This is a genomic window from Gordonia sp. YC-XJ4, from assembly GCF_059511865.1.
In genome coordinates, this window is the sequence record NZ_CM183447.1 from 1212700 (window position 1) to 1226121 (window position 13422).

A 13422-nucleotide genomic window follows, 5' to 3' on the forward strand; every position below is an offset into this window, starting at 1 on the left:
AGGACGGCACCACCCTCGTCGAGTCGGCCACGCGACACCTCCCGAAAGGGGACATCATGACCTCGCCGGTCGCCCGGAAGATGCCCGGAGACTTCACCATTGCGCTTCGCCCGGCCAACGGAGCCGACATCGACGGCCATCCGCGCGGAGAGCGCCGACAACCCATGCGGGGTTTCGAGGACACCTATGTCGACATCGTCGACTACATCGTCCGGATCACCCATCGCATCTGGGAGGACCAAGACGTCGGCTACATCTATGACACCTACGCGCCGGGCTGTCGACTGCACACCGACAGCGGCCTGCAGTACGGCGTCGAGGCGCTCGTCGAGGGCACTCTGCACTCGATCAACGCTTTTCCCGATACCCGCCACTACGCCGACGACGTCATCTGGGCCGGAGATGAAGATCAGGGTTTCGTGACCAGCCACCGCGCGATCAACATCGGTCACCACACCGGACCATGGCGGTGGGGCCCGCCGACCGGTCGCAAGGTGCAGACTTGGGTGATTGCGAACTGCTTGGTGCGGGAGAACGAGATCGTCGAGGAGTGGGTGCTCTACAACACGGCCGCACGGTTGGCGGCTTTGGGAATCGACGTCGTGGAAGCCGCCCGGACCTATGCCAACGAGGGCGGACTCGCGCCCCTGAGCGAGCGCGACATCACCGAGGTGGACCGCCTGCGTGGTGGACGTAAGCCGGTGCCCTACCCGAAGCCGAGTGACGATCGTGGCTTCGACGTGGAGCACATGGTCAGGGCACTCTGGCACGACATGTACAACCGGCGTGACCTCAGCGCCGTCGACCGGGCCTACGCGCCAACCGTCTTGTGGAACGGCACAACCAACCGCGTGGGTCGCGGTCGCGGTGATGTCCGCGCCTTCGCGCGCAGCTTGCTATCGACCTTTCCCGACCTCGGGGTAGCTGTCGACGAGGTGTACTGGATGGGTAACGACGCCGACGGGTACCGGGTGATGCTCCGGTGGGTCGGGGCGGGCACCCATCGCGGGTACGCGTTGTACGGCACGCCGACGGGGCGACGTGCACACCTCTGGGGGATCACACAGCTCTACATCAAGGATCGTCAGATCGTCGAGGAGTGGAACCTCTTCAACGAATTCGACGTTCTGGCCCAACTGGTGCGCGACGATCAGCACGCGGATCTGTGACCCGGATCGTCTGTGTGCCCTTGGCGCCGGACGTCGGGCGGTTCGAGCAGAACTGCGTGCTGATCGAGGACGGGATCGCGACGGCGGTGTCGGCTGGTGCCGACATCGCCGTGCTCCCCGAACTGGCCACATCCGGGTATGTGTTCGAGTCGGGGGACGAGGCCCGAGGCGTTGCCTTGCACGCCGACGCCGACATCCTCGCGCGTTGGGCGCTGATGGCCGGCGACACCACCGTGGTGGTCGGGTTCGCCGAAGTGGGAGGCGACGGCTCGCTGCACAACTCGGTCGCGATTCTCGACGGCGGTGAGGTTCGCCGTGTGTACCGCAAGGTGCATCTGTGGAACACCGAGAAGCGGTTTTTCATTGCCGGATCGCTGGCGCCCCCGGTACTCGACACCCGGCACGGCCGTATCGGTGTGATGATCTGCTATGACCTCGAGTTCCCGGAACTGACCCGGAAGACCGTTCTGGCCGGGGCCGATGTGCTGCTGGCTCCGGTGAACTGGCCCTTGGTACAGCGGCCGGTCGGGGAGCGACCGCCCGAGCAGGTGATCGCCATGGCGACCGCCCGCATCAACCGGGTGTTCGTCGCGTGCTGCGATCGGTCGGGTGCCGAGCGCGGCCAGGAGTGGACCGAGGGGACGGTGATCGTGGGCCACGAGGGATGGCCGCTGGCCGGTGCGCGGGGCAGCGAGTTGGTGATCGCCGATGTCGATCTCCGGGAAGCGAGAGACAAGAGGCTGGCCGGTCTGGCGGATGCGCTCGGCGATCGCCGGCCCGACGTCTACGCGACATGATCGGACCCGGCTCTTCTCGGAGTTGATCCTGCGCCACCGCACGGCCCCGAACGGTTAACTACCCTGGTACCCATGTCAGCATCCATCGACCCGGGCCACGGCACCGGGCCGCAGCCCGACTCCCCGGAGGGTGCGAAACCGAAGCTCGTCGAGTCGATCGTGATCGCCTCCGAGCTGTGGCTCGTGGTGATCGTTGCGCACGTCGTCACCGTCATCGCCACCTTCGGGGCCACCCGCGACATGTATCACCAGGTCGCAAAGCAGAGCTACACCCCGGGTTCCGCCGAGTACGACATGATCACCTCCGGCGGTGTGATCGTCGGCGTCGTCGTGGTCACCACGATCATCGAGATCGGCGTCGCGGTGGCGCTGCTGATCCTCACGCGCAAGGGCTACAACTGGGCGCGCTTCATCCTCGGCGCGATCAGCCTGTATCTGGTGATCAGCATGTTCTTCACCCTGTTCGGCGATGTTGCGCCGCGCTGGGCGATGATCCCCAACGTGATCGGTGGCGTGGCCGCCCTGGGTGCTGTGGTGCTGTTGCTGCGTCGCGAGTCCGACACCTACTGCAAGAAGATGGCGCAGTACCGCCGTGCACCCCGGATGGTCGGCACGCCGTATCCACCGGTGCCGAGGTTCGGTCCGTACCCACCGACGCCTGGTTATCCACCCCAGCAGGGCTATCCACCGACGCAGGGCTACCCGCCGACGCAGGGCTACCCGCCCTCTCAGGGATATCCGCCTCCGGGTTATCCGACGCCGGGCCAGTACCCGCCGTCGAACGGCTACCCGCCGAACCCCTCGACCCCGAATCCCTCGACCCCGAATCCCTCGCCGCCGAATCCCTCGGCGCCCGACTCCGCCAAGCGTGGCGTCGATACGCCCGACAACACATCCGACAACCACCGCAACAACGACAACCACCCCGACGACACCGTCTCGCTCGACAAAGGACAGCGCCACCGTGACGAAACCTGATCCCGCCCAACGCCCTCGCGTCGTGGTCTGGGCGTATCGCTGCTGGTTGCTGGCCGGTGCGCTGTTGGTGATCCTGGGCGTTGTCTACGCCGTGCTGGCGGTGATCGTGCCCGGTCCGACTCTGCTGCCGGTCGGTATCGGTGTCCTGATCGCGGCGATCGGCGCCGCCGAGGCATTCATCGGCACCAAGGCCTACACCGGTGACGAGCGCTGGCGCTCGTCGCTGGCCGCGCTGACCCTGGTGGCGGTCATCATGCTGCTCATCCTGAGCTTCCTGGAGTCCCTCCTCGCGTTCGCGCTGCTGGCAGCGGTCATCGGTCTGTTCGGCTCTCTGCTGGCGTACCGCCCCGAAGGCGACGCCTGGTTCACCGGCAAGAACCCGGCCGACATCAAGAAGGGGCAGGCACAGAAAGCTCAGACGTCGAAGTCCGCGGGCAAGAAACGTGGACGGTCGGGACGGTGACCGATCGTTCGCCCGCTCCCGACGACGACCCCGCCGAGACCGAGACCGACGTGCCCGACGCGGGCGCCGATGCACCGGTGGCCGACGCGACCGAGTCGTCCGATGAAGCAGAGTCTCCCGAGCCCGCCACCCCCGAGTCCGAGTCCGCCGAACCCGAGTCCGCCGAACCCGATCCCCATCCCATCCCCGAGGATCGCGGCGAGGTGCTCTTCTACGAGCCCGGCGGAAGCTGGTGGGTGGTGGCCATCGGTCCGGTGCTGATCGGGGCGGTCCTCGCGATGGAGATCAGCGGCCCCGGGCAGGTGCACTGGCCGGTGCTGATCATCTTCGGGTTGATCATCATCGGCTTCTCGGTCGTGCAGGTGATCGCCGCGCGCAGGCATGTGTCCGTCGAACTCACCGAACTGACTCTGCGACAAGGTGTTCGGATCATCGCACTCGACGAGATCGATACCATCTACCCCGAGAACAACGGCCCCGACGCCAAGGATTGGGAGAGCGCTCGTGCCCTGGGCGAACTTCACGGTGTCCCTCGTCGTCGGCGCGGTGTCGGACTCAAACTCGCCGACGGTTCGCTCGCCCAGGCGTGGGCGCGGGACGTGCAGAGGTTCCGGCGTGAGCTCACCGAGGCTCACACCGCGGTCGCGCTCGGCCTGCCACCGCGGGGCTCCGCCACGGACTGACCGGCCGCAGGCCGCAATGCAACGCCCGGCCGCAGGCCGCAATGCAACGCCCGGCCGCAGGCCCCAATGCGACCATGGATCGGTGAGCCCGCACCCAACCGACGACGAATGGAACCGCGAGCAGCGTTCGGAGACGACGACCGAACGTCTCGACCGCAACTGGTCGGCGCTGCTGCAGGAGTTGCGCGTGGTGCAAACCGGTGTGCAGATCCTCACCGGTTTCCTGCTGACGCTGCCGTTTCAGAGCCGGTTTTCCGAACTCGACGACGGTATGCGGGTTACCTATCTGATCACCGTGTCGCTGGCGATGGCGGCCGCGATCGCGTTGGCGGCCCCCGTCGCACTGCACCGGGCGCTGTTCCGCCGCCATCGGCTCGACGTCATCGTCACCAGCGCACATCGCCTGGCCCTGGTCGGTCTCGTCCTGCTCGGACTGGCGTTGGCCGGCGCGATGGTCGTCGTCTTCGGGGCGACCGCCGGTACGGCTCCCGGCATCCTGGCCGGTGCTGCCACCCTGGTGATGTTCGCGTGCCTCTGGCTGGTGTTCCCGTTCGCGCTGCGCGTGCGCGCAGATGACCCCCCATCGGACGCGCGCCACCGACCGTAATGCGCTGCGGTACTACCCGTTCTCGATCATCGGCGCCACCAGGAGGTTCTCCGGGATGCCGAAGGCATCGACGAGAACGTCTGCGTAGGGCCGCAATTCAAGACACAGTTCGTTGACGCCGCGCCGGATCGCCTTGGCGCGCTCCACCGACACGTGCCGGTGCATCAGGAACCATGCCAGGTCGTCCTCGAGCGCCGAGTAGACGAACAGATCGCAGACCTTGCCGAGCAGTTCGGCGGCGGCTTTCGAGTCGCAGTCGTTGATCGCCTCGATGAACGATTCGAGCACCACTCGCTCGGTGTGTACCCGGCCGACCTTCAACAGATGATCCTGGGCGTTGTTGAACACCTCGAAGGCGTCGTTGTCGTCGTCGGTGGCCCGCCGTAACCGCTGCGCACAGGTGCGGACGAGGTGGTCCTCACGGTTGCGGAACAAGCGGATCTGTGTGCCGCGATCGGTCAGCGTCGACTTCTCGGTGTCCTCGTCGGAGCTCTCCAACAGGGTTTGGATCACCTGTCGCGCAGCGGTTTTCTCGACGACGACATCGCGCGCCATACCGGCGATGAATCGCACCCACCCGCCGGCCGAGAGACCCTGCACGTCATCGGCGTAGGCGGAGAGCAACTCCTTGGCGACCAGCTGGGTGAGGACCGTGTTGTCACCCTCGAAGGTGGTGAACACGTCGATGTCACCACGCATGATCGAGAGCTGGTTCTCGTCGAGATAGCCTGCGCCGCCACAGGCTTCGCGGCTGACGTTGATCGCGTGCGATGCGTGCCAGGTGCCGTAGGCCTTCAACCCGGCCGCCGAACTCTCGAGCTGGCGCTGACGTCCGGCGTCGGAATCGTCGGGTGCGGCCGATTGCACCTCGTGCAGCTCGGCGACCAGCTCGTTCTGTGTGAACGTGATGGCATACGATTTCGCGATGAGCGGCAACAGTTTTCGCTGATGGCCCAGATAGTCGAGCACGGTGATCTCGTCGTCGGCGCCGGGTGCCTCGAACTGTTTGCGGACCGTCCCGTACTTCGTGGCGAGCGCCAGCGCCTTGCGTCCGGCCGCACCTGCGGTCGCCGCCACCGAGACCCGACCTCGGATCAGGGTGCCGAGCATGGTGAAGAACCGCCGATTCGGGTTCTCGATGGGGGAGCGGTAGGTGCCGTCGGCCTCGACGTCGGCGTAGCGATTGAGGAGGTTTTCCGCAGGAATCCGGACGTGGTCGAACAGGATTCGGCCGTTGTCGACGCCGGCCAGTCCGCCCTTGTAACCGCAGTCGCTGGTCGTCACACCCGGCAGGTCGTCACCGTTGTCGTCGCGGATCGGCACCACAAAGCAGTGCACCCCATGGCTTTCCGGCTCCTGGCCCGGCCCGGCCGTGATCAGCTGGGCGAAGACCGCGGCCAGCCGCGCGTGCTGCGCGGCACCGCCGATGTAGTCCTTGCGCGCCGACGGGGTGGGGGAGTCGATGACGAACTCCTGCGTCTGCGGGTCGTAGGTGGCGGTCGTCTCCAACGCCTGCACGTTCGAGCCGTGGCCGGTCTCGGTCATCGCGAAGCAGCCGAGCAGATCGAGGCTGATGATGTCGGAGACGTACTTGTCGTGGTGGCGCTTGGTGCCGAGGTTCTCCACGGCCCCGCCGAACAGTCCCCATTGCACGCCGGCCTTCACCATCAGCGACAGATCGGCGTAGCCGAGCATCTCGATGGCGGTGATCGACGCGCCCACGTCACCGGTGCCGCCGTGATCACTTGCGAAACCGGCCGCCGCGAATCCCTGCGAGGACAGTTCGCGCATCTCCTCGAGCACGCGGGCACGTGCCTCGTCGAGGGTGCGCGACGGGTCGGGCAGCAGGTCGGAACGGTTGGCGCGTTCGCGCACACTGTCGCGGGTGGCGCGCCAACGGCCGTCGAGCGTGCGTCGCAGGCCATCGACGAGCAACTCGCGGGTCGCCTGATCGAGTTCGGTCGATTCCTCACGGCCCGGGACGTCGACGTCCGTCGACGCCGCGGTGCTGCGACTGCTCGTGGTGTCGTCGGGGTTCGCGGTCGGCGATTGCGTGGGTGTGGACATGGCTCCACGGTACGGACCCCGCGCGGCCGAGATGGGTGGTTTGGTGTGCGATCTCACGCGCCGACGGCGTGCGCCGGTCGCGCGACCGGTTCCGGCATCCGATGCCTGCCGCCTGCGCCACCGGGTGTGGCAGGCGGGCGCAACGCCGCGCGGACGCCGTCGACGACGGTGGTCACCGCCGCCGCGGGCGTCCCGCGGGCGAGGTCGGCGGCCACCTGCCCGGGAATGGTGGCCGGGTCGCTCGCCGCACGAGTCGGGACGGCCGAAGGCCGGGCGGCGGCCCGGGCGGGTGTGGTCGGGGCACCGGTACCGTGCAGTGCCCGGTCGGCGCTCACCGTGACCTGTGTGGCCGCCGCGCGCGCAGGTGGCTGTGGCGCAAACGAATCGGCGATCGAGTCGAGCAGTTGCCGTCCCGACCCCGCGGCCACCGGAAGGGCCTGCTCGAGTCCCTTGATGTTGGCGGCGATGTTCTCCCCGAGCTGGGCGCGCACCGCCTGCAGGGTCGCGTCGAACTGCGCGACACTGGCCCGCAACGCCTGCGGAGTGGTGGCCGCGGCGAGGTCGGCACCGATCTGTTGCTGGGACTGCTTGGTCCAGATGTTGTAGGTGACCGCATGATCCGGGCGCGTCGCCTCGTCGTAGTCGGGGCGATTGGTCACCCAGTCGTGCGCGGTGAGCGGCTGCCCGAAGTCGAACAACGTGTAGTACCTGCCGAACAGGTAGATCTTCGGAAGCGAGTCCGGCGCGCCGATCGCGGCGCCGCCGATCTGGCAGGGCAGGCAGTAGGTGCCCGGCACCATCGGGTCGAGCGACTCCCAGGTTGCCGCGCCCAGCGCGGTCAACGCCGTGGCCCATTGGCTACCCGACGGCGCCGCGACGTAGCCGGTCGGGGTCTGGGTGAGGGTCTGCCAGATGGCCTTCCATGGCCCGAACGGTTCGAGGCGGTACGTTTTGCCCGACCAGTCCGGTTGGATGTCGACGACCCGGCCGTCTGCGGTCGTGTATGTCTGATCCGTCGGGTCGATGGTGTTGCGGGTCGTGGGAAAGGTGTACCCGAGAACCAGCCGCCACGTCGGAACCTGCCCATATTGGGTGAAATAGAAGACGTCCGAGCAGGGGCCCGGAATGCCCGTACAGTCCGGGGTCATCGGCGCGAACGCCGCCAGCGACAGCCACCATTGATCGTAATTCGCCTGTGCCACCAACGGAATCGGCACCATCATCAGGGTCATACCCTTGAGCTTCTCTTTGTCCTGCTCGTCGAATCCGACGACGTTGGTGGGGATGTAGAGCCACCAGTTGCCCGAATCCTCCAGTGCCGCAGTGGTCAGGTTCACGCCCTGATACTCGTAGGCCGCCATGTTGGCGATCGTCTGCGCCAGGTTCGCCGGAATGTTCGCCACCGAGTCCGCGGTCAGTCGAATTGCGACGGTCGACGCCTCGGGAGTCGCTTCGGCGGTCGGTGTGGGCGGCGGAACATACGTTGCCGCGGAAGCGATTCCCGCTCCGATCAGTGCCGTCGACACCGCCGCCAGTATGCGCCCGGCCGCCTGCCCCGATCGATCCTCGGCCGCGGATGTGTACCCCACGTGTGCCCCCTCGTGCCTTCCCCGGCCTCCTCGCACCGTAGGCACATACAGCCGGTTCCGGCCACCCCCGGGGCCACATTGCCAGGAAACCGACAGTCGTCGCCGATGCCGAAGTGCGTCGACGGCTGCCTCAGGGCAGCAAGCCGATTCGCCGCGCCCGCACCACCGCTTCGCGACGATTGTGTACTTCGAGTTTGCGCATCAGATTGCCCACGTACCCCTTGATCGTCTCCGGCCGCAACGACAACCGATCGGCGATCTCGGCATTGCTGCAGCCGAGTGCGAGGTGCGCCAACACGTCGGTCTCGCGGGTCGACAACGAGACCGCCGTGCTCGATTCGGCCCCTGATCCCAGCCCGCGTAGACGCCTCTCGACGCCGCGCAACCGTTCGGCCAGTGCGGGATCGGTGGTGGTGTCCGCGATCTCCCGCAGCGCCAGATAACTTTCGATGATCCCATCGGCCACCGACGCCGGCACCGTCGTCGGATCGCTCTGTGTCTCAATCTGTTTCACGCGACGATCGACGTCGTCACGGACCTCGATCTCGTGTGCGAGTCGGCGAGCGCCCACCGCGACCCGCGCGACGATCCGATCCCCGATGCGCTCGGGTGCGCGCAGCCCGCCGTAGAGAACCGCCCGGGTGCGCCCGCCGACCACCGCGGGAGCGGCCACCAACGATTCGATGCCCTCCCCGGACACCTCGCGGTCGTAGTCGTGGGTGATCTCGGTGGAGTGGAAGTAGTCGGCGACGGCGCCGGGGCGGCGCTCGACGATGGTCCGTCCGCCGAGCCCACGGTCGGAACCGATCAGGAGATCACGCAGCAGCGCGGTGCGGGTCCCGACGAAACCCGACAGCAGCGCGCCCGGACCGTCCACGAGCCCGCCGAACAGCACCGGCAGGCCCGTCGTCCGATGCACCCCGCGCAACTCGGCGCGCACCGCATCGGCGTCGTCGGGACGCCGGGGATCGGTGACCATGGTCCTCTCCTCCTCGCCCCTTGTCTTTGCCACCGGTACGTGTCGGCCCGACATCGCCATCGGGGCCGAAACCACCTACTTTCGGGGGTGGTGCCGGCACTAGTGTGATCCATACGCTCGGAGGACGACAAACGTCGCGGCCCTCACCCGTGTTCGCATCGGCCGCGGCACGACGATCTGGAGGAGACGATGTCTGTCTCGGACACCGATACGACCCTTGCCGAGGCCCTGGCGCTCGACGCCGACTTCGGCCGGATCGATTGTGGCAGCGCCAACCGGTCCGAACTGAGTCCGCTGCGATTCCTTGAACGCAGCGCAACGGTGTTCGGCGACCGCACCGCGATCATCTACGGGGATCGTCGCGCGAGTTACGCGGAGTTCGCCGACGAGGTGCAGCGCCTCGCCCGGGTTCTCAAGAGCCGGATCGCGCGCGGTGAGCGGATCGCCTATCTCGCACCCAACATCCCGGAGATGCTCGTCGCGCACTACGCGGTCCCGCTGGCCGGCGGTGTGCTCGTCGCGCTCAACTCCCGCCTGGCCGGACCCGAACTGGTCTACATTCTCAATCACGCGGGCGTCACCACGCTGTTCTTCGACGCCGAATTCCGGCACACCGTTTCGCTCATCGCCGACGAGGTCCCCGAGGTGGCCACCACCGTCGAGATCACCGACCCCGAATTCGGTCCGACGATGGGCGATGTCGGCGCGTCGGGGATCACCGGCCTGCAGACCTATGCCGATTTCCTGGCCCTCGCCGACGGTCCCGACGTCGAGCAGGACCCCATCCCGTGGACCGTCGACGACGAGGACACCGTCATCACCATCAACTACACCTCGGGGACCACCGGAAAACCCAAGGGCGTCATGTACACCCACCGCGGGGCATACCTGAACTCCTTCGGCGAGACCTTCCACAACCAGTTCACCGGCCACAGCCGCTATCTGTGGACGCTGCCGATGTTCCACTGCAACGGCTGGTGCACCCCGTGGGCGGTCACCCAGGCATCGGCGACCCACGTGTGTCTGCGTGCGGTCCGTGCCGACGCCGTGTGGGACGCCATCGACGATCTCGGCATCACCCACCTGTGCGGGGCACCCACGGTGTGTACGACGATCGCGGGATCGCCTCGCGCACATCGCCTCGACCGGCCCCTGCACATCACCACCGCGGGTGCGCCACCGAGCCCGACCGTCATCGGTCAGCTCGAGGCGCTCGGTATCACCGTGGTTCACGTCTACGGCCTCACCGAGGTCTACGGCCCGTACACGATCTGCGAATTCCAGGACGCCTGGGCCGAATTGCCCGCCGATGCGCGCGCGGCGAAACTCTCCCGACAAGGCGTCGGCATGGTGCAGGCCGAGGCGGCGCGCGTCGTCAAACGCGATGTCCTGCCGCTCGTCGACGTACCCGCCGACGGAGAAACCATGGGCGAGATCGTGTTACGCGGCAACAACGTGATGGCCGGCTACTTCCGGGATCCGGCCGCAACCCGGGAGGCGTTCGCCGGCGGCTGGTTTCACACCGGCGATCTCGGGGTGATGCATCCCGACGGGTACATCCAGCTGCGCGATCGAGCCAAGGACATCATCATCTCCGGCGGCGAGAACATCTCCACCATCGAGGTCGAACAGGCTCTGGTGAGCCATGATTCGGTCCTCGACGTCGCCGTCATCGGCGTCCCGGACGAGAAGTGGGGTGAGCGCCCGCGCGCCTACGTCCTGCTCACTCCCGAGGCGCAACTGAGCGCCGAGGAGCTCATCGAGCACGCCCGGACCCTGCTGGCCGGCTACAAGGTGCCGCGCGACATCGTCTTCGCCGACGAGCTACCGCGCACCTCCACCGGCAAGGTCCTCAAGTTCGAGTTGCGTCAGGACGCCCAGCACGACTGAGCATCGGGGTCATCGGCGCCGGAATCCACGTCGCAGGTAACGGGCCCGGTAATCGGCGATCACCTGCGGTGGCACCAGTTCCCGCGGTAACAGCACGACGGTGCGCCGGCCCGTGCAGAGCAGCACCACCCGCGAGTTGATCACGACCCGGTCGAACCGCTCGAGCGGGATCTGCGAGTAGGTCGCTCCCACCCGGTGCCCGATCCTCAACGGGGTGAACTCCGCGCCGACCGGTGTCCCGGCGGGCATGATCCGACGCATCCGGCGTTGGCCCAGCACGATGCCCAGCGTGAGCATCGCGGCCTGGGCGAGCAGGAACAGGCCGAGGACCACGACCACCGTAACCACCGCCGGCGGCCAGGAGTCGGTGAAGGATGCGGCGACTGCGGCGACGAGCGCGCCGACGGCGGCGGGCACTGATTGCCGCAGCATCCATCCCGGCGTGAGCAGGGCGCCCCGGCACAGTCGGGGACCGAGTGCGTCGTCGGCGATCAGTTCTGCGCGCAGCACCCTGTCGGGTCCGGCCCCCACGTACGGCGGGGGTGCGGTCGGTGAGAGCGGCGGCGAGGACGACGACGGTGAGAACGGGGAGGCCACATCACGATTGGACCGCATTCCGCCCCGAAAAGCCGCCCCGGTCGGCGGTCCGAATGACCCTACCGAGCCCGACCTCACCGAGCGCCGGACGCCCACTGCGCCGCGAGATGCGGCGGCAACAGCTCCACCGGCACGGTCATCCGGAGCCCGCGATCGGTGCGCAGGACCACGACGTCGTAGCGACAGGTGACGCCGCTGATCCGTGTCATGTGCATGCCGTTGATCAGGCCCGCATAGTCCACGAGTATCCGGCTGTGCGTGATCTCCGCCGACAACATGGAGCCGTCGGGAAGCATTCGTCGCCACAACACCCAGGGCTGCAGCGCCACGATGACCACCACGAAGATCGGGACGGGCGCAAGTGCCAGCGGGTTCGAGGTGGACGGGAACACGAGGGCGAGGCCGATCAGCACGATCAGCATCAGGACGGCCAGGCCCGCCAGGAGGTTGCAGTGGGTCCGGGTCAGCAACGTCGCCCGCGTCAAGCGCCGGCGCACCTGGGAGTCCACCGGAATCGTCGCGTGGAAGGTGGGCGGCGCCATGGTCGACGGGTGGGCCGGGGTCGTCGGCGTACCCCAGTGCCCGGGATTCTGTACGACGAACTCAGGATTCGACATGGGAAATATGGTACCGGCGGCTTCCGCTGTCGCAAGCCGTCGACTGTCGCGCGGGCGGCATCGCGCGCCATACTGGACAGATGGCACCGAGTGACACGACGGTCGATCCGGTCGATCTGCGCACCCAGGTCGTCGCGGCATCGATCCGGCTCTTCAGCGAGTACGGGTACGAGTCGACGACCGTCGATCAGATCGCCGCGGACGCCGGGGTCTCGCGACGCACGCTGTTCCGACAGTTCCGCTCCAAGGAAGACATGATCTTCGCCGATCACGAGGCTCTGATCGCCCAGGTTGCCGAACGTCTCGGCGCCGACGAGTTCGCGCCGGACGAATCGGTGGACGGCCCGGACCCGTGGACGGACGTCTGCGACGCCGCCGAGATCGTCTTCACGCACTTCCTCGCCACCCGGGACCTTGCCGTCCGACGGCTTCGCGTGGTCACCCGGGTACCGGCACTGCGCGACCGCGAGCTCGTCACCACCTACCGCTACCAGCGCGTCTTCGAGGAGTTCCTGCGCCGACGCCTTCCCGACGAGTCGCCCGAGCGCATCGTCGCCTTCGCCGCCGCGGTGACCTCGGTGCACAACTACCTGCTGCGGTCGATGATCCGCGGCGACGCCGACGCCACGGTGAACACGCTTCGTACTGAACTCCGACGCATCCGGCTGGCACTGGGTGCCGACGATGGCGGCGACGACGGTGCCGGTACCGCGATCACCGTCGTCACCCACCCGATCGACGCGGGCGCCGATCAGATCGCCCGTGCGGTCGCCGAGGAGATCCGGGCCCAGCGATCTCGCCGGACCTGACGGCGCGCTACCGACGCCGGTGTGCCCACACGGGTGGCACGTAGTGTCGACATCTGCACCACCGACGGAGTATCCTGGCACTCAGTGTCGTCGTCTGTGGTGCCCGCATCCGTCGCACGACCGGTACCCCGACGAGCATCGATCACCGCCGCGCAGCACTCCGCGCGCATCGAGGAG

Annotated in this window: 13 protein-coding genes; 8 read left to right on the plus strand and 5 right to left on the minus strand. The window is 67.5% G+C overall.

Features of this window, described 5'->3' with window-relative positions; genetic code table 11:
* The first annotated feature begins 56 nt into the window (after positions 1-56).
* The 6 genes from AC5ZH6_RS05410 to AC5ZH6_RS05435 all read left to right on the plus strand — a co-directional run bounded on the left by AC5ZH6_RS05410 (position 57) and on the right by AC5ZH6_RS05435 (position 4697).
* Positions 57-1169, plus strand: a complete 1113-nt coding sequence (locus AC5ZH6_RS05410; RefSeq protein WP_240524110.1) for an ester cyclase — start codon at positions 57-59, stop codon at positions 1167-1169.
* 14 nt (positions 1170-1183) lie between these two features.
* On the plus strand, positions 1184-1966 hold the full coding sequence (locus AC5ZH6_RS05415) for a nitrilase-related carbon-nitrogen hydrolase (protein ID WP_496168588.1): 783 nt from the start codon (positions 1184-1186) through the stop codon (positions 1964-1966).
* A 72-nt stretch (positions 1967-2038) separates the two neighbouring features.
* A complete protein-coding gene (locus AC5ZH6_RS05420; protein ID WP_496168590.1) occupies positions 2039-2944 on the plus strand; it encodes a hypothetical protein in 906 nt (301 codons plus the stop codon).
* On the plus strand, positions 2931-3407 hold the full coding sequence (locus AC5ZH6_RS05425; RefSeq protein WP_043456275.1) for a hypothetical protein: 477 nt from the start codon (positions 2931-2933) through the stop codon (positions 3405-3407). The genes AC5ZH6_RS05420 and AC5ZH6_RS05425 overlap by 14 nt, the downstream gene beginning before the upstream one ends.
* On the plus strand, positions 3404-4090 hold the full coding sequence (gene mce1N, locus AC5ZH6_RS05430) for a transport-regulating membrane protein Mce1N (protein WP_020172267.1): 687 nt from the start codon (positions 3404-3406) through the stop codon (positions 4088-4090). Before AC5ZH6_RS05425 ends, mce1N begins: the two co-directional genes overlap by 4 nt.
* Positions 4091-4172: 82 nt before the next feature.
* Positions 4173-4697: a DUF6328 family protein gene (locus AC5ZH6_RS05435; protein WP_276115022.1), complete on the plus strand. Its 525-nt coding sequence runs from the start codon at positions 4173-4175 to the stop codon at positions 4695-4697.
* Positions 4698-4709: 12 nt separating this feature from the next.
* Here AC5ZH6_RS05435 and AC5ZH6_RS05440 read toward each other — a convergent pair whose 3' ends face one another.
* The 3 genes from AC5ZH6_RS05440 to AC5ZH6_RS05450 form a co-directional block, all read right to left on the minus strand.
* Complete coding sequence (locus tag AC5ZH6_RS05440; RefSeq protein ID WP_211542482.1) at positions 4710-6764, minus strand: acyl-CoA dehydrogenase family protein; 2055 nt, start codon at positions 6762-6764, stop codon at positions 4710-4712.
* 53 nt (positions 6765-6817) lie between these two features.
* Positions 6818-8353: a hypothetical protein gene (locus AC5ZH6_RS05445; protein WP_496168593.1), complete on the minus strand. Its 1536-nt coding sequence runs from the start codon at positions 8351-8353 to the stop codon at positions 6818-6820.
* A 130-nt stretch (positions 8354-8483) separates the two neighbouring features.
* Entirely contained in the window at positions 8484-9332 is an 849-nt protein-coding gene (locus AC5ZH6_RS05450) for a LuxR C-terminal-related transcriptional regulator (protein WP_006372696.1), read from the minus strand.
* 189 nt (positions 9333-9521) lie between these two features.
* Between AC5ZH6_RS05450 and AC5ZH6_RS05455 the strand changes: the two genes are divergently transcribed.
* Positions 9522-11222 carry an AMP-binding protein gene (locus AC5ZH6_RS05455; RefSeq protein ID WP_211542478.1) on the plus strand — a complete coding sequence of 567 codons (1701 nt, stop codon included), beginning with the start codon at positions 9522-9524 and terminating at the stop codon, positions 11220-11222.
* 9 nt (positions 11223-11231) lie between these two features.
* Here AC5ZH6_RS05455 and AC5ZH6_RS05460 read toward each other — a convergent pair whose 3' ends face one another.
* Positions 11232-11819 carry a hypothetical protein gene (locus tag AC5ZH6_RS05460; protein WP_496168595.1) on the minus strand — a complete coding sequence of 196 codons (588 nt, stop codon included), beginning with the start codon at positions 11817-11819 and terminating at the stop codon, positions 11232-11234.
* Positions 11820-11893: 74 nt separating this feature from the next.
* Positions 11894-12436 (minus strand): hypothetical protein, encoded by a 543-nt coding sequence (locus AC5ZH6_RS05465; protein WP_006372693.1) that lies wholly within the window; start codon positions 12434-12436, stop codon positions 11894-11896.
* Positions 12437-12516: 80 nt separating this feature from the next.
* Between AC5ZH6_RS05465 and AC5ZH6_RS05470 the strand changes: the two genes are divergently transcribed.
* Positions 12517-13245 carry a TetR/AcrR family transcriptional regulator gene (locus AC5ZH6_RS05470; RefSeq protein ID WP_035728842.1) on the plus strand — a complete coding sequence of 243 codons (729 nt, stop codon included), beginning with the start codon at positions 12517-12519 and terminating at the stop codon, positions 13243-13245.
* Positions 13246-13422 lie beyond the last annotated feature (177 nt).